15 protein-coding genes are annotated in these 15,857 nt (G+C 69.9%); 11 read left to right on the top strand and 4 right to left on the bottom strand.

Annotation, left to right across the window (positions count from 1 at the left end; translation table 11 throughout):
* Positions 1-27: 27 nt before the first annotated feature.
* Positions 28-540: a M23 family metallopeptidase gene (locus tag CSIV_RS11910; protein ID WP_077051620.1), complete on the bottom strand. Its 513-nt coding sequence runs from the start codon at positions 538-540 to the stop codon at positions 28-30.
* A 315-nt stretch (positions 541-855) separates the two neighbouring features.
* On the opposite strand from CSIV_RS11910, the gene rpsB reads away from it, so the two are divergent.
* From rpsB to CSIV_RS11865, 9 genes are all read left to right on the top strand, one after another.
* Positions 856-1,761 carry a 30S ribosomal protein S2 gene (gene rpsB, locus CSIV_RS11905; protein WP_077051619.1) on the top strand — a complete coding sequence of 302 codons (906 nt, stop codon included), beginning with the start codon at positions 856-858 and terminating at the stop codon, positions 1,759-1,761.
* 131 nt (positions 1,762-1,892) lie between these two features.
* Positions 1,893-2,720: a translation elongation factor Ts gene (tsf, locus tag CSIV_RS11900; RefSeq protein WP_077051618.1), complete on the top strand. Its 828-nt coding sequence runs from the start codon at positions 1,893-1,895 to the stop codon at positions 2,718-2,720.
* Positions 2,721-2,835: 115 nt separating this feature from the next.
* Positions 2,836-3,555, top strand: coding sequence for a UMP kinase (gene pyrH, locus CSIV_RS11895; RefSeq protein ID WP_077051617.1), 720 nt, complete (start codon positions 2,836-2,838; stop codon positions 3,553-3,555).
* A gap of 74 nt (positions 3,556-3,629) precedes the next feature.
* Positions 3,630-4,184 carry a ribosome recycling factor gene (gene frr / locus CSIV_RS11890; protein WP_076490281.1) on the top strand — a complete coding sequence of 185 codons (555 nt, stop codon included), beginning with the start codon at positions 3,630-3,632 and terminating at the stop codon, positions 4,182-4,184.
* A 3-nt stretch (positions 4,185-4,187) separates the two neighbouring features.
* Positions 4,188-5,237, top strand: coding sequence for a phosphatidate cytidylyltransferase (locus CSIV_RS11885; protein WP_077051616.1), 1,050 nt, complete (start codon positions 4,188-4,190; stop codon positions 5,235-5,237).
* Positions 5,234-5,800 (top strand): DivIVA domain-containing protein, encoded by a 567-nt coding sequence (locus CSIV_RS11880; protein WP_077051615.1) that lies wholly within the window; start codon positions 5,234-5,236, stop codon positions 5,798-5,800. Before CSIV_RS11885 ends, CSIV_RS11880 begins: the two co-directional genes overlap by 4 nt.
* A 110-nt stretch (positions 5,801-5,910) precedes the next feature.
* Positions 5,911-6,564: a transglycosylase SLT domain-containing protein gene (locus CSIV_RS11875; RefSeq protein WP_238592372.1), complete on the top strand. Its 654-nt coding sequence runs from the start codon at positions 5,911-5,913 to the stop codon at positions 6,562-6,564.
* A gap of 7 nt (positions 6,565-6,571) precedes the next feature.
* Complete coding sequence (locus CSIV_RS11870; RefSeq protein WP_077051613.1) at positions 6,572-6,859, top strand: hypothetical protein; 288 nt, start codon at positions 6,572-6,574, stop codon at positions 6,857-6,859.
* On the top strand, positions 6,859-7,581 hold the full coding sequence (locus CSIV_RS11865; RefSeq protein WP_077051612.1) for an alpha/beta hydrolase: 723 nt from the start codon (positions 6,859-6,861) through the stop codon (positions 7,579-7,581). Before CSIV_RS11870 ends, CSIV_RS11865 begins: the two co-directional genes overlap by 1 nt.
* A gap of 3 nt (positions 7,582-7,584) precedes the next feature.
* On the opposite strand, the gene CSIV_RS11860 is transcribed toward CSIV_RS11865, so the two are convergent.
* Entirely contained in the window at positions 7,585-8,658 is a 1,074-nt protein-coding gene (locus CSIV_RS11860) for an AI-2E family transporter (RefSeq protein ID WP_077051611.1), read from the bottom strand.
* A 172-nt stretch (positions 8,659-8,830) separates the two neighbouring features.
* Between CSIV_RS11860 and CSIV_RS11855 the strand changes: the two genes are divergently transcribed.
* Both CSIV_RS11855 and CSIV_RS11850 read left to right on the top strand, forming a co-directional pair.
* Complete coding sequence (locus tag CSIV_RS11855; protein WP_238592371.1) at positions 8,831-10,636, top strand: glycosyl transferase; 1,806 nt, start codon at positions 8,831-8,833, stop codon at positions 10,634-10,636.
* Entirely contained in the window at positions 10,633-11,583 is a 951-nt protein-coding gene (locus CSIV_RS11850; RefSeq protein ID WP_077051609.1) for a tetratricopeptide repeat protein, read from the top strand. Before CSIV_RS11855 ends, CSIV_RS11850 begins: the two co-directional genes overlap by 4 nt.
* A 54-nt stretch (positions 11,584-11,637) precedes the next feature.
* Here CSIV_RS11850 and glgB read toward each other — a convergent pair whose 3' ends face one another.
* A complete protein-coding gene (gene glgB / locus CSIV_RS11845; protein ID WP_077051608.1) occupies positions 11,638-13,776 on the bottom strand; it encodes a 1,4-alpha-glucan branching protein GlgB in 2,139 nt (712 codons plus the stop codon).
* Entirely contained in the window at positions 13,773-15,857 is a 2,085-nt protein-coding gene (locus CSIV_RS11840) for a maltotransferase domain-containing protein (RefSeq protein WP_442922929.1), read from the bottom strand. The genes glgB and CSIV_RS11840 overlap by 4 nt, the downstream gene beginning before the upstream one ends.

Raw genomic sequence — 15,857 nt, 5'->3', positions numbered from 1 at the left:
GCCGCGGATCACGGCAGGGACCGACGTTCAGCAGCACGGCAGCAGCACGGCGCGGGGCACCCCGCCCAGCAACCGCAGCGGGTTGACGTACTCGCCGTTCCACCGCACACCGAAGTGCACCGCACCACCCGCGACGTGGCCGCCCGCCGCTACCTCGCCGATCGGGTCGCCGCGCGCGACGGGATCTCCCACGCCGAGCACCGTCGTGACGGGCTCGAACGTCGTCACGAGGCCGTCGCCGTGGTCGATCGTGACGACGGGGCGCCCGGCCACCTCTCCCGTGAACGCCACCCGTCCGGGAGCGGGGGAGCGGACGCGCTCGACGTCGCCGAGGTCCACGCCGCGATGGCCCGCGGCGTACGGGCCCGGGGGCGCCTCGAACGGACGCACCACCCGCACCACCGCGACCGGCCACGCCCAGCCCCGGTCCGCGAGCGGGTCGCGCTCGGCGGCATCCGCCGCGGTGGTGCCCAGGGCGAGCAGCAGGACCGCGATGGATGCCGACATCCGCGACAGCCGACCGGTGAAACGAGTCCTCATGAGTGCAGCGTGCCCGGCGCGACGACGAGCCGGTACGCGGCATCCCCCGTTCGGTGGGCGGGGCGCGGATCGGACCTCGTGGGGAGGAGGTGTCCTGTATGCTGGAGGACGCATCTCGTACATCGGGATGACTCCGCGTGCCCACAGCGCACCGCACTGGCCCCCGGGTCAGCGCACCGCGCGGCATCCACACCCCACGGTCCTCCGCTCCGGCGGAAGGCGGGTGTGCGCCGGGCACCAGGCTCGCCGGTCCCTCGATCGGCGCGAAACAACCGCAACCACGGCGCGAGAGCGCCTCAGAACAGGAGTACGACCATGGCCGTCGTCACCATCCGCCAGCTGCTCGACAGCGGCGTTCACTTCGGACACCAGACCCGTCGGTGGAACCCGAAGGTCAAGCGCTTCATCCTCACCGAGCGCTCCGGCATCCACATCATCGACCTCCAGCAGTCGCTGTCGTACATCGACAAGGCCTACGAGTTCGTCAAGGAGACCGTCGCGCACGGCGGCACCATCCTCTTCGTCGGCACCAAGAAGCAGGCGCAGGAAGTCCTCGCCGAGCAGGCGACCCGTGTGGGCCAGCCCTACGTGAACCAGCGCTGGCTCGGTGGCCTCCTCACCAACTTCTCGACCGTCTCCAAGCGCCTCGCTCGCATGAAGGAGCTCGAGGAGCTCGACTACGAGAACCCGGCCGAGAGCGGCTTCACCAAGAAGGAGCTCCTGCTCAAGAAGCGCGAGCTCGACAAGCTGCACAAGTCGCTCGGTGGTATCCGCAACCTGCAGAAGACCCCCTCGGCGATCTGGGTCGTCGACGCCAAGCGCGAGCACCTCGCCATCGACGAGGCCAAGAAGCTCGGCATCCCCGTGATCGGCATCCTCGACACCAACGCCGACCCCGACGAGTTCCAGTACCCGATCCCCGGCAACGACGACGCGATCCGCTCGGTGAGCCTGCTCACCCGCATCATCGCCGACGCCGCCGCCGAGGGCCTCATCCAGCGCCACCAGCCCGCCGGTGAGGACGAGGCCGCCGAGCCCCTCGCCGAGTGGGAGCGCGAGCTGCTCGAGACCCCCGCCGAGACCGGTGCAGAGGCCGTCGAGGCCGCGACCGAGTCCGCTGACGACGCCGCAGGCGCCGAGGCCCACGACGAGGCCGTCGCCGCCGAGTCCGGCGAGGAGACCGCCGAGGTCGCCGACGCCGAGGCCACCGACAGCAAGTAAGCGCGCCGCCGCGACACCGCGGCGTCACCCGCACAGGCTACGATCCGGCGGGGTCGTACGCGCCCCCAGGGGTGCGCGCGGCCCCGCCGAGCTCACATCAGAACCACCAACGACTTAGGAGACGCCACACCATGGCAAACTTCACGATCGCCGACATCAAGGCCCTGCGCGAGCAGCTCGGCACCGGCATGGTCGACACCAAGAAGGCGCTCGAAGAGGCCGACGGCGACGTCGAGAAGGCCGTCGAGATCCTGCGCCTCAAGGGCGCGAAGGGTAACGCCAAGCGCGCCGACCGCTCCACGAGCGAGGGTCTCGTCACCGCCCGCGAGACCGAGGGCGCCGTGACGCTGCTCGAGCTCGCCTGCGAGACCGACTTCGTCGCCAAGAACGACCGCTTCATCGCGCTGGCCGACAAGGTCGTCGCCGCGGCCGCCGCCGCCGGTGCCGACTCGGTCGAGGCCGCCCTCGCCGCCGACGCCGACGGCCAGACCGTCGAGCAGCTCATCTCGGACGAGGCCGCGATCATCGGCGAGAAGGTCGAGCTCCGTCGCGTCCGCACCATCCGCGGCGACAAGTTCGAGGTCTACCTGCACAAGACCAGCAAGGACCTCCCGCCGCAGGTCGGCGTCGTCCTCGCCTACACCGGCGACGACGCGGAGACGGCTCGCTCGATCGCGCAGCACATCTCCTTCGCCAACCCCTCGTTCCTCACCCGTGACGACGTGCCCGAGGCCGACGTCGAGAAGGAGCGCGAGATCGTCACCGAGATCTCCCGCAACGAGGGCAAGCCCGAGGCCGCGCTGCCGAAGATCGTCGAGGGCCGCGTGAACGCGTTCTTCAAGCAGGTCGCGCTGCTCGACCAGGACTACGCGAAGGACAACAAGCTGTCCGTCGCGAAGGTCGCGTCCGACGCCGGTCTCACCCTGACCGACTTCGCCCGCTTCAAGGTCGGCGCGTAAGCACCGATGACAAGGCCCGGGATGCCATGGCATCCCGGGCCTTTTCCCTGCGCGCGTGGCGTATCGGTCGCGTCGGCGGGGGAGATAGTTTGAACCCGACGAGAGGACATGACACGTGATCGATGAAGCGACCCGGCGCCGCCGCGTTCTGCTCAAACTGTCCGGTGAGGCTTTCGGTGGGGGACAGCTCGGGGTCAACCCCGACGTCGTCAGCCAGATCGCCCGGGAGATCGCCGAGGCGGTGGATCGCGTGGAGATCGCGATCGTCGTGGGCGGTGGCAACTTCTTCCGGGGCGCCGAACTCAGCCAGCGCGGCATGGACCGCGGCCGCGCCGACTACATGGGCATGCTCGGCACCGTGATGAACGCCCTCGCCCTGCAGGACTTCCTCGAGCAGGCGGGGGCCGCCACGCGCGTGCAGTCCGCGATCTCGATGACCCAGGTCGCCGAGCCCTACATCCCCCGCCGCGCCCAGCGGCACATGGAGAAGGGTCGCGTCGTGATCTTCGGCGCGGGTGCCGGCCTGCCGTACTTCTCGACCGACACCGTCGCCGCGCAGCGTGCGCTCGAGATCGGTGCGTCCGAGGTGCTCGTGGCCAAGAACGGCGTCGACGGCGTCTACACGGCCGACCCGCGCGTAGACCCGTCCGCGACGAAGCTCGACCACCTCACCTACGGCGACGCGCTGCAGAAGGGTCTGAAGGTCGTGGACTCGACCGCGTTCAGCCTCTGCATGGACAACGGGATGGACATGCGGGTGTTCGGCATGGAGCCCGCCGGCAACGTCACCCGCGCCCTGCTCGGCGAGACCATCGGTACGCTCGTCACTTCGTGACGCGCGGCGCGGGCCCGGGTTCCGGGCCCGCGCGCGACTAGACTGGGACCTCAGTTTCAACGAATGGAGTCACCGTGATCGCCGATGTCCTCGCCGATGCCGGAGCGCGCATGGATCGCGCCGTCGAGGCCGCCAAGGAGGACTTCGCGACCGTCCGCACCGGGCGCGCGAACCCCCAGATGTTCCAGAAGGTCCTGGTCGACTACTACGGCTCTCCGACGCCCCTCGCTCAGCTCGCCTCCCTCAACAACCCCGAGGCCCGCACGCTCGTGGTGAACCCCTACGACAAGTCGGCGCTCAAGGCCATCGAGCAGGCCATCCGCGACATGCCGAACCTCGGCGTCAACCCCACGAACGACGGCAACATCGTCCGCGTGACGATGCCCGAGCTGACGGAGGATCGTCGCAAGGAGTACGTCAAGATCGTGCGCGGCAAGGGCGAGGACGCGAAGGTGCAGGTGCGCAACCTCCGCCGCAAGGCGAAGGACGACCTCGATGCGCTCAAGAGCGACGTCGGAGAAGACGAGCTGGTGCGCGCCGAGAAGGAGCTCGACGGTGTGACCCGTGCGCACGTCGACGCCATCGACGAGGCGCTCAAGCGCAAAGAGGCCGAGCTGCTCGAGGTCTGACCCATGCCCCAGGCCCCCGACGACGATGTGACGGCGCCCGCCGAGTCGCCCTCCGGACGGAGGAGCGACGCCGCGCGGCGCACGCCTCCCACCGGTGAGACCGTGACCGCGATCGAGTCGCAGTTGCGCGCCATGCGGACGGATGCCGAGCAGCACATCGCTCACGCGCGCGCGGAGTTCGACCAGGCCAACGAGCGCATCAAGCAGCGCACGGGCCGCGACCTGATCGTGGCCAGCCTGATCGGCGTCGCGATCGGCGTCGTCGTCATCGCCTCGCTCATCTTCGTCAAGTGGCTGTTCGCCTTCTTCGCGCTCGGCGCGATGGTGCTGGCCGTCCTCGAGTTCTCGCGCGCACTCCAGGTGTCGGGACGCCGGGTCGACGTGGTTCCCCAGCTGACGGCGGGCGTGCTCCTGCTGGCGAGTGGCTTCCTCGCGGGCCTGTGGCTGCATTGGGTGGCCGTGCTCGTCGCGGTCGCCTTCGTCATCGTGTGGCGCCTCACCGCCCAACTGCACGCGAATGACGGCAGAGCGCGCACCGAGGTGCTCGCCGACGTTCTCGTCGCGGCGTTCGTGCAGCTCTACGTCCCGTTCCTGACGAGCATGGCGCTGGTCCTGCTCGCGCAGGACGGCGGTGAATGGTGGGTCCTGGCGTTCCTGGTGCTCGCGGTCGTGGCCGACACGGGCGCGTACGTCTCGGGCCTCACGTTCGGTCGGGGCGGGCGGCATCCGATGGCCCCGCGGATCAGCCCGAAGAAGACGTGGGAGGGCTTCGCCGGCGCGTGCGTCGCCGCACTCGCGGCGGGCGTGCTCCTCGCCGTGTTCATGCTGCAGGTGCCGTGGTGGACCGGACTCATCTTCGGCGCGGTCGTGCTCGCCACCGCTACGGTGGGCGACCTCGGCGAGTCGATGCTCAAGCGCGACCTCGGCATCAAGGACATGAGTTCGTGGCTGCCGGGGCATGGCGGAGTCCTCGACCGCCTGGACTCGATCCTCCCGTCCGCGACGGCAGCGCTGGCGATGTACTACCTCCTCTCGCCCCTGGGAGCGTCATGACAGATACCCGCACCGACCGCTCGACGCCCTTCCCCGACGCCCCCGGACGCAAGAAGGGCTACGAGAAGCGGGCCGTCGACACCTTCCTCGAGAAGGCGCGCGACGCGTTCGAGGCCGATGAGCCCGGAGCCCTCCGCTCGACCGAGGTGCGCTCGGCATCCTTCCCGCTCGTGCGGGGCGGCTACGCGATCGGACCGGTGGATGCCGCCCTCGGACGGGTCGAGGACGCCTTCGCCGCCCGAGAGCGCGAGTACGCCCTCTCACGGCTCGGTGCGCGCGCCTGGGTCGCCGAGACCCGCGACACCGCGCAGGTCGTGCTCGACCGCCTCTCCCGCCCGCGCGGGGGCCGGTTCGACCGCGTCGGCGTGTTCCGCTACGGCTACAGCGTCCGCGAGGTCGACATCGTGTCCGACCGCATCGCGCGTTACCTCGCCACGGGCGACGCCATCACGGCCGAGCAGGTCCGTTCCGTCGCGTTCCGTGTGCAGCGCGGAGGCTACCGCGAGACGCAGGTCGACGCCGTCCTGGACGCCGTCGTCGAGGTCATGCTCGCGGTGGGCTGACCCTCGCGTAGCCTGCAGCCGAACCGATCGGTAGACTCGAGCGCACTGTGACTTCCGGATCCGATCTCACGCGTGCCTCTTCGCGGCGTGTGGCCCGTCGTGGCCACGCCGTGGCAGACGTCGTGCACCCGGCCCCGTCCGGGCGTCGCGGACCGCACTGGTCGCGTCGCCGCGGCGTCGTGACGGTCTTCGCCGCCTGCGCGGCGCTCGCGTTCACCGGCGCCTACGTGGGCCCGATGGGCGGGGCGATCCTGCGCGCCCAGGCCGACGAGCCGAAGACCGTGACCCTCTACGCCGAGGGCCTCGACGACGCGCAGCAGGTCTCCACGGGGGGCGAGAAGCAGGCGCCGACGCTCGACCGGTCGAGCTACAACGTGTACGTGAAGCCGAAGCCCACGCCCACTCCGACGCCGACGGCCACGAAGTCGTCGACGGGATCGGACGCCTCGAGCGGGGGGAGCAGCGGCCCCCTCTACTACACGGGTGGAGGTGCGCCCGCGGAATGGATGGCGGCCGCCGGGATCTCCGACGCCGACATGGGCTACGTCGACTACATCGTCAGCCGCGAGAGCGGCTGGAACCCGAACGCCACGAACCGCTCGTCCGGGGCCTGCGGGCTGGTCCAGGCTCTCCCGTGCAGCAAGGTCCCCGGAAACGGGTACGACCCCGTCGACAACCTGCGGTGGGCCACCGGCTACGCCACCGGTCGGTACGGGAGCTGGGCGAGCGCGTACGCGTTCTGGACCAGCAACCACTGGTGGTGACGGGAGCGTGCCCCGCTCTCGCAAGCGTCGGCCGTCGAGCGACCGATCCGACGCGTCACTCGACCGGTTGATCGCCGGCTGGAAGCGCACCGAGGTCAAGCGCGGCGTCGAATGGACGGTCCAGCCGCTGTCGGCGGCGCAGGCGCAGAAGCCGTACATCTGCCCGGGATGCGGGCGGACCGTCGAGGTCGGTGTGGCTCACGTCGTCGTGTGGCGCGCGGATGGAGTCCTGGGCGACTCGGCGGATCTCGCCGCTCGACGCCATTGGCACACGCCCTGTTGGAGGATCGCCTGATGGAGATACGCGGACCCGTGCTGCTTCCCGCCCGCCGGGAAAACATCGAGCTCACCACCGTCGATGACCTGACGCTGGTCGGCGAGCTGGCTCGTCCCGAAGCCCGTGAGCCCGTCGCCACCCTCGTGACGCTGCATCCGCTGCCGACGGCCGGCGGGTTCATGGACTCGCACATCCTGCGCAAGGCGGCGGGCCGCCTCCCGGCCCTCGCCGACCTCGCCGTGCTCCGTTTCAACACCCGCGGCACGACCTCGCCGCGGGGCACGAGCGAGGGCACGTTCGACGGCGGCGCGTCCGAGGTCTTCGACGTCGCGGCGGCGATGGACTTCGTCCGCGAGCGCGGGCTGCCGCGGCCGTGGCTTCTGGGATGGTCGTTCGGCACGGAGCTCGCGCTGAAGTACGGTCGCGATCACGACATCGAGGGCGTCATCCTGCTCTCCCCGCCCCTGCACCGGGCGACGGCCGACGAGGTGGCCGCATGGGCGGGCGACGAGCGCCGCATGGTGGTCCTCGTGCCCGAGTTCGACGACTACCTCCGGCCCGCCGAGGCGCGCGAGCGGTTCGCCGCGGTTCCGCACGCCGACCTCATCGCCGTCGACGGCGGCAAGCACCTCTGGGTCGGAGAGACGCAGACGCGCCGCGTCCTGACGGAGATCGTCGCCGCGGTGAATCCCGATGCGCTCCCGCTCCCGGTGGAGTGGGACGGTCCCGTCGGCGACTGAGTCTCAGCGCTCGTTCTGCCGAGGGATGATGACCTCGCGGTAGATGATGAGGATGCTCGCCGCCACAGGGATCGCGATCAGCGCACCCAGCAGGTTCAGCAGCGCGCCTCCCGCCAGCGCGGAGATGACGACGACCGAGCCGGGCACCGATACCGCCCGGTTCATGATGCGCGGAGAGATCACGTACGCCTCGATCTGCATGTAGACGAGGTAGTAGATCGCGGCCACGATGGCCGTCGTCGGAGACCCGAGACCCGGGATCAGGCACGTCAGGACGATGATCGTCGAGCCCGTGAGCGTCCCGACGAGGGGGATCAACGAGAAGAAGAAAGCGATCACCGCGAGCACCGCGGGGAAGGGCGCTTGGATGATGCTCAGGAAGATCGCGCTCAGGATTCCGTTGATCACACCCAGGCTGACCTGGCCCATCACGTAGTAGCCGACCGAGTCGGTGATCTTCTCGGAGAGTTCGATGAAGCGCGCGCGCTTGGATGCCGGGACCAGCTGGTACACGGCCGACTTCAGCGACGGCGTGGAGGCGGTGAAGTAGATCGTCAGGATGAGGACGATGAAGGCCCCGCCCAGTCCGGCGGCGACGGCGCCGCCGATCGTCAGGAGGCTGTTGCCGATCATCGTGGAGATGGACCCGACGTCGAGCGTCGAGAACCAGTGCTGCACCCCGGCCCACACCTCGTCGATGCGGAGCCACGGGAAGTTGGCCGTCACCCATTCCTGGACTCCGGTGACGATCTCGTTCCACTTGCCGGGCTGCAGCAGACCCTCGATCTGCGTGATCAGCTGCGTGATCTGGCTCACGATGATCGGGACGACCATGAAGATGATGCCGGCGAAGACGCCGAGGACCCCGAGGATCGTGAGCAGCACCGCCGCCCAGCGGGGCAGTCCGCGCCGCTCGAGGAACGACACCACCGGGTCGAGTCCCAACGAGAGGAAGAGCGCGGTCCCCACGTACAGGAGGATCGTGGAGAGGTTCTGGATGCTCACGATCACCAGGAGCCCGACTCCGACACCGAGGGTCGCGAGGATCGCGACTCGGAAAGGATTGTGGATCTTCATCCGCAGCGACTCCTGCCTCCGGCGGGCGAGCGTGCCCGTCTCGAAAGGATACTGAGCGGGGCGTCCTCCCGGCACCGTCAGGCCTCGCCGCGAACTTTCAGCCGGCCTCGGCTAGTCTGAAACGTCGATTCTTCGGTGGCCGCCCGAGTCGCCGGTGGGGATGGTGTGTAGCGTGAGATTCGTCTGGGCCGTGGTGGCGTTCGTCATCGCCGCCGTCATGATCGGCGCGGGCATCGCCCAGCGCACCGTCTTCCAAGGTCCTTCGGAGGCGACGGAGTCGATCCAGACCGACGGCTCGACGGCCTACACCTTGATCGACGGTGCCGTTCTCGGCAGCCTCCCGGGGGCGCAGTCGCTCCGGGTCGCGGGCGAGGGGGAGGTCTTCGTCTCGTACGGCCGCACGTCCGACATGCAGGCCTGGCTCGCCGACGTCCCGTACACCGCGGTCACCCTCGGGCAGGAGAACGCGGTCCAGACCGCACTCGTCCCGGCTTCGGTGACTCCGCCGGCATCGGATGCGACGACCACCGCTCGCACGCCCGCGGGATCCGACCTCTGGCTCGACGAGTACCAGCAGACCGGGTCGCTGAGCACGACGCTGCAGCTCCCGTCCGACATGAGCGTGCTCGTCGCGAGCGACGGCACGGCTCCGGCGCCGACCGATGTCTCCGTGACCTGGCCGATCGACAACTCCACTCCTTGGGCGGGACCGCTGATCGCCGGGGGAGCGATCGCCCTGCTGGCGGGCATCGTGCTGTATCTCCTGGGGATCCGCCACGTGCGCCGCTCCCGACGGCCTCGGCGCAAGGGTCTGCCGCTGCCGGTCACCGAGCCCATCTCGATCGCCGATGCCGATGCGGCCGACAAGGGCGTCATCAGCTCGTCGCCGTCGCGCCGCACCCGCGGCGCCCTCGGCCCGGGGCGCCGTGCGCTGATCGCCGTTCCCGCGCTCGGGCTCTCCGCGGCGCTGTTCGCGGGCTGCTCCGCCGACGCGTGGCCGCAGCTCGCGGCGAGCGAGAGCCCCAGTCCGACGCCCACGGTCATCGTCCCCGAGGGGCAGTTCCCCCCGGCCGTCACCGAGAACCAGGCCGCGAAGATCGTCTCGCGGATCGCCACGACCGTGGCTCAGGCGGACGCCGCCCTCGACGCGACCGCCGCCGAGACCCGGCTGACGGGCCCGGCACTGGCCGAGCGCAAGACCAACTACACGCTGCGCGCGGCGCTGCCCGATCGCCCCGCTCTCCCGGCGATCCCCGCCGAGCCGGTGCAGATCACCCTCCCGCAGACGACGGGCACGTGGCCGCGCACGGTGATGACGGTGGTCGAGTCGGCGGATGCCACCTCGCCGTCGACGTCGATCATGATGATGACGCAGGACGACCCGTGGTCGGAGTACCGCGTGTCCTACATCGGCAACCTCGAGGCATCCACGAACCTCCCGGAGCTCGCCGCTCCGTACGTGGGCGCGACGCAGGTGCCGCCGGACTCCTCGTTCCTGGTCATGCAGCCCGACCAGGTCGCGGCCGCGTACGCCGATCTCATCAACAACGGGCAGAACAGCGCGTCGTGGGCCGCGTTCGACACCGCCAACGACCTTCTGCTCCCCGCGATCGAGGAGAACAAGAAGAACCGCACGGACGAGCTCAACCAGACCGGTCAGGGCACGGCGGAGATCAGCTTCTCCGCGTCCGCGGGCCCGGCGGCGCCCATCGCCCTCGCCACACTCGACACGGGCGCGATCGTCGCGGTCAACGTCTACGAGAGCGACACGGCGAAGCCGACCAACGCGGATGCCGTGATCAAGCTCGACAACAACCCCGCGGTGAAGGCCCTCACCGGCGTCGACCAGTCGGCGACCGGCTTCACCACGACGTACACCGATCAGATCTTCTTCTACGTGCCCAGCCAGGGGTCCAGCGACCAGATCCGACTCCTGGGCTACCGTTCCAGCCTCCTCGAAGCGAAGGTGTCACCGTGAGCACTCCCACCCCCGGTTCCGTCCTCCGCGGCGCCGTCGATCTGTCGTCGCTGCGCAACCGTCCTCAGCCCCCCGCGGCGCCCGCCGACGGGTCCGCCCCGACCGCGGCCGGCGGGGCGCCGGCGCCGTCGCTCGTGTTCGACGTCACCGACGCGTCGTTCGGTCAGGTCCTCGAACTGTCGCGCAGCGTGCCGGTGGTCGTCGACCTCTGGGCCGAGTGGTGCGGCCCGTGCAAGCAGCTCAGCCCGATCCTCGAAAAGGTCGTGGCCGAGCTCGCCGGCAAGGTCGTGCTCGCGAAGGTCGATGTCGACGCGAATCCGCAGCTCGCGCAGGGATTCCGCGCGCAGTCGATCCCGATGGTCGTGGCCCTCGTCGCGGGTCAGCCCGTGCCCCTGTTCACCGGAGCCGTGCCCGAGCAGCAGGTCCGGGAAGTGTTCGCGCAGCTCCTCCAGCTCGCCGCGCAGCACGGCGTGACCGGCACCGTTCCCGTCGACGGCGCCGAGGCCGGGTCCGAGGAGCCGGTGGAGCAGCCGTTGCCCCCGTTGCATGCGGAGGCGTTCGCCGCGATCGAAGAGGGCGACTACCCCCGCGCCATCGCCGCGTACGAACAGGCTCTCGCGGAGAACCCGCGCGACGCCGACGCACGGGCCGGGCTCGGTCAGGTGCGCTTGCTCGATCGCGTGCAGGGCGCTGACCTGCAGGCGGCCCGCGCCGCGGCGGCGGCCGCTCCGACTGACATCGAGGCGCAGTTCACGGTCGCCGACCTCGACATCGCCGGTGGCCACGTCGAGGACGCGTTCGCGCGTCTGCTCGATCTCTTCGGTGCGCTGCCCTCCGACGAGCGCGCCCCGGTGCGGGAGCGTCTCCTGGAGCTCTTCGGGCTGATCGGCGACGAGGACCCCCGCGTGATCCGGGCGCGGTCGCGACTGGCATCCCTGCTGTTCTGACGACGACACGAGAAAGGCCCCGTCCGCGGACGGGGCCTTTCTCGTCGTCGGGACTCAGCCCGCGCGGTGGTGAAGCCAGAGGACGCCGAGCGGGGGGAGCGTCAGCACGGCGCTGCCGCGACCGTCGGTCGTGATCGCGCCGAGGTTCCCCTGGCCCGAGCCTCCGAACGCCTCCGCGTCGCTGTTGAGCACCTCGGTCCAGGTGCCGGCCTCGGGGAGGTCGAGCGGGAAGTCGCCGAGGGGGACGCCCGAGAAGTTGCAGACGACGGCCACGGTGTTGCCATGGTGGTCGCGCCGCGCGAACGCGAGCACGTTCGGATTCCATGCGGGCGCCCCGAGGCGCGAGAAGGCGGCACCGTCGTGGTCGCGCGACCACAGTGGCGCCTGCTCGCGGTACACGCGGTTCAGCTCGGCGACGAAGGAGTGGAGCTGGGCGTGCGACGGCTGGTCCAGCATCCACCAGTCGAGACTGCGGGACTCGGACCACTCGGACATCTGCCCGAACTCCTGACCCATGAACAGCAGCTGCTTGCCCGGGTGACCCCACATGTACGCCAGGAACGCGCGCATGTTCGCGAGCTTCTGCCAGTGGTCACCGGGCATGCGGCCGAAGAGACTGCCCTTGCCGTGGACGACCTCGTCGTGGCTGATCGGCAGGATGAAGTTCTCGCTGAACGCGTAGACGAACGAGAACGACAGCTCGCCCTCGTGGTGCGAGCGGTACATCGGGTCGCGGGCGATGTACTGGAGCGAGTCGTTCATCCAGCCCATGTTCCACTTGAACCCGAAGCCGAGGCCGGCGTGCGCCGTGGGCGCCGTGACGCCGGGGAAGCTGGTGGACTCCTCCGCGATCATGGCGATCCCGGGGTAGCGCTTGTAGGCGGTCGCGTTCACCTCCTGCAGGAAGCGGATCGCCTCGAGGTTCTCGCGGCCGCCGAACTGGTTCGGTGCCCACTCGCCGTCGTTGCGGGAGTAGTCGAGGTACAACATGGATGCCACGGCATCCACGCGGAGCCCGTCGACGTGGAACTCCTCGAACCAGTACAGCGCGTTGGCGACGAGGAAGTTGCGCACCTCGTTCCGGCCGTAGTCGAAGATCAGCGTGCCCCAGTCCTTGTGCTCGCCGCGACGGGGGTCGGGGTGCTCGTAGAGGGCCTCGCCGTCGAACTTCGCCAGGGCGAAGTCGTCCTTGGGGAAGTGTCCGGGAACCCAGTCCATGATCACGCCGATGCCCGCCTGGTGCAGACGGTCGATGAGGTAGCGAAGGTCGTCGGGGTCGCCGAAGCGGCTCGTCGGGGCGTAGTAGCCCGAGACCTGGTAGCCCCACGACCCGCCGAACGGGTGCTCGGAGAGGGGCAGGAACTCGACGTGCGTGAAGCCCTGGGCGCCGACGTAGTCGATGATCTCGTCGGCGGCATCCCGGTACGACAGTCCGGGACGCCACGAGCCGAGGTGCAGCTCGTAGATCGACATCGGACGGTCGATGGGGGCGGTGCGGGATCGCTCCTCCAGCCACGCGTCGTCGTTCCAGCGGTAATCGGACGAGGTCACGACGGATGCCGTCGCGGGCGGGGTCTCGGCGAGGCGGGCCATGGGATCGGCCTTCTGGATCCAGGCACCCGCCCGGGTGAGGATCTCGAACTTGTAGCGGGCGCCGATGCCGACCTCGGGCACGAACAGCTCCCATACCCCGCTGCCGCCCATCGAGCGCAACGCGCTCCCGGTACCGTCCCACCCGTTGAAGTCGCCGATCACGCGTACCGCGCGGGCGTCCGGCGCCCACACCGTGAACGCCGTACCGGTGGAACCGTCGAGCTCGCGGACGTGCGCGCCCAGGACCCGCCACAGCTCCTCGTGGCGGCCCTCCGAGATGAGGTGCAGATCCAGCTCGCCCACCGCGGGAACGTGACGGTACGGGTCGTCCGCGATGTGGTCGGCGCTCCCGTCGTACGAGGCGCGCACGCGGTACGCACCGGGAGCCGTGGCGTGCAGACCCTCCCAGATGCCGGAGCGCGTGTGCGACAGCTGGACGGTCGAGCCGTCCTCGAGCTCGGCCACCACCTCGCGGGCGAGCGGACGCCGGGTGCGGATGACCCAGCCGTCGGCGGTCTCGTGGGAGCCGAGGATGCTGTGCGGGTCGTGGTGGGCGCCGTGGGCCACGGCATCCAGGAGTTCTGAGGGAAGAGCGGTCATCGGGACTCCTTCACGTGCAGGATGTGCACGGGTTCGTCGAATGCGTCCAAGCGGACGAAGTTGTGGTCCGTCCAGGTCCAGACGGCGCCCGTCACGAGGTCTTCGACCTCGTAGGGCGTCCCGGGCTCGACGCCCCACAACGTCGTGTCGAGGTGCACCGTCGTCGCGCGCGTGGAGTGGGGGTCGACGTTGGCGACGACGATGATCGTGTCGGACACTCCGGTGGGCGAGAGAGCCGCATCGAGATGCTTCGCGTAGACGAGGATCGCGTCGTCGTCGCTCCACTGGACGTGGAGATTTCGCAGCTGCCCGAGAGCCGGGTGATCACGACGGATGCCGTTGAGCCGACGCAGATACGGGGCAAGCGAGTCGCCCGCCGACTCGGCGCCCGCCCAGTCGCGGAACTTGTACTCGTACTTCTCGTTGTCGATGTTCTCTTCGGAACCGGGACGCGCGACGTTCTCGTACAGTTCGTACCCCGCGTACACGCCGTAGGTCGGGGCGGCCGTGGCCGCCAGCGCCGCACGGATCTTGTACGCCGGGCGGCCCCCGAACTGCAGGTACTCGGTGAGGATGTCAGGGGTGTTCACGAAGAGGTTCGGCCGGAGGAAGTCGGCCGTCTCGTGCGCGAGTCCGTCGAAGAACTCCTCGAGCTCCTCCTTGGTGTTGCGCCAGGTGAAGTACGTGTAGCTCTGCTGGAAGCCGGCCATCGCGAGTCCCTGCAGCGGGGCCGGTCGGGTGAAGGCCTCGGCGAGGAACACCGCGTCGGGCTCCTCGGCGCTGACCGTGGCGATCAACCATTCCCAGAACTGCAGGGGCTTCGTGTGGGGGTTGTCGACGCGGAAGATGCGCACGCCCTGGGCGATCCAGTGCCGCACGATCCGCAGGACCTCGGCACGGATGCCGTCGGGGTCGTTGTCGAAGTTGACGGGGTAGATGTCCTGGTACTTCTTGGGCGGATTCTCGGCGTACGCGATCGAGCCGTCGGGGAGGGTCGTGAACCACTCGGGGTGCTCGGTGACCCACGGGTGGTCGGGTGATGCCTGCAACGCGAGGTCGAGCGCCACCTCGATCCCGTTGCTGCGCGCGGCGTCGACGAAGGCGCGGAAGTCCTCCAGCGTGCCCAGATCCGGGTGAACCGTGTCGTGCCCGCCGGCGGGCCCGCCGATCGCCCAGGGCGAGCCCGGGTCGCCGGGGGAGGTCACGAGCGTGTTGTTGGGTCCCTTGCGGTTCTGCTCGCCGATCGGGTGGATGGGGGGCAGGTAGAGCACGTCGAAGCCCATGTCGGCCACACCGGGGAGGCGATCCACGGCCGTGCGGAACGTACCGCTGATCACGGAGCCGTCCTCGGCCCGGGTCGCGCCCTCGGAACGCGGGAAGAACTCGTACCATGCGCCGACGCCGGCGCGTTCGCGCTCGACCAGCAGCTCGGCATCCTTGCCCGCCGACGCGAGCCCCATGACCGGGCGCACCGCGAAGATCTCGGCGATCGCGGGATCGCGCACGACCTGGAGGGCGACGTCGTCGTGCGTCTCGGGGTCGCGGAGGGTCCGCGCGGCGGCGTAGAGCACGTCCTTGTCGCTGCCGGGCCGCTTCTTCTCGCCCCGGGCGCGGTCGAAGAGCTGCGCCCCCATCTCCCGCATGAGCGCGGAGTCGACGCCGGCGGCGATCTTCACCTCGGCGGCGTGCTCCCACGTGGCGAACTCGTCGGCGAACGCCTCGAACCGGAACCGCCAGACGCCCTGCTCGAGCGGGGCGATCAGGGTGGACCAGCGATCGAACCCGTCGTTCAGCGGCGACAGGCGGTGCAGCGACTCGTCGCCGGAGGGCGAGAAGAGCCGGACGTGCACGCCGATGCGATCGTGACCCTCGCGGAAGGCGGTGACGGTGAACGGCACCGCCTCGCCCACGAAGGCCGAAGGTCGGAAGCGACCGCCGGGAACGTGCGGATGGGGGAGCGCCAGCGGGATGCGCGGCGTCACCACGCCCTTCGCGGGCGTCGGTTTGATCGGTCGCACGGGGATCGAGGCGGCGCTGCGCCAGGGGTGAACGGGCGAAAGTGTCGTCGTCGTGGTGGCCAC

This window comes from Microbacterium sp. CSI-V (assembly GCF_001984105.1).
Taxonomy (GTDB): domain Bacteria; phylum Actinomycetota; class Actinomycetes; order Actinomycetales; family Microbacteriaceae; genus Microbacterium.
This window is presented reverse-complemented; position numbering and strand designations above follow the sequence as displayed.

Coding starts and splice junctions, on each gene's coding strand:
- CSIV_RS11910 (WP_077051620.1), bottom strand. CDS start 540: ATGAGGACTCGTTTCACCGGTCGGCTGTCGCGGATGTCGGCATCCATC.
- rpsB (WP_077051619.1), top strand. CDS start 856: ATGGCCGTCGTCACCATCCGCCAGCTGCTCGACAGCGGCGTTCACTTC.
- tsf (WP_077051618.1), top strand. CDS start 1,893: ATGGCAAACTTCACGATCGCCGACATCAAGGCCCTGCGCGAGCAGCTC.
- CSIV_RS11885 (WP_077051616.1), top strand. CDS start 4,188: ATGCCCCAGGCCCCCGACGACGATGTGACGGCGCCCGCCGAGTCGCCC.
- CSIV_RS11880 (WP_077051615.1), top strand. CDS start 5,234: ATGACAGATACCCGCACCGACCGCTCGACGCCCTTCCCCGACGCCCCC.
- CSIV_RS11865 (WP_077051612.1), top strand. CDS start 6,859: ATGGAGATACGCGGACCCGTGCTGCTTCCCGCCCGCCGGGAAAACATC.
- CSIV_RS11860 (WP_077051611.1), bottom strand. CDS start 8,658: ATGAAGATCCACAATCCTTTCCGAGTCGCGATCCTCGCGACCCTCGGT.
- glgB (WP_077051608.1), bottom strand. CDS start 13,776: ATGACCGCTCTTCCCTCAGAACTCCTGGATGCCGTGGCCCACGGCGCC.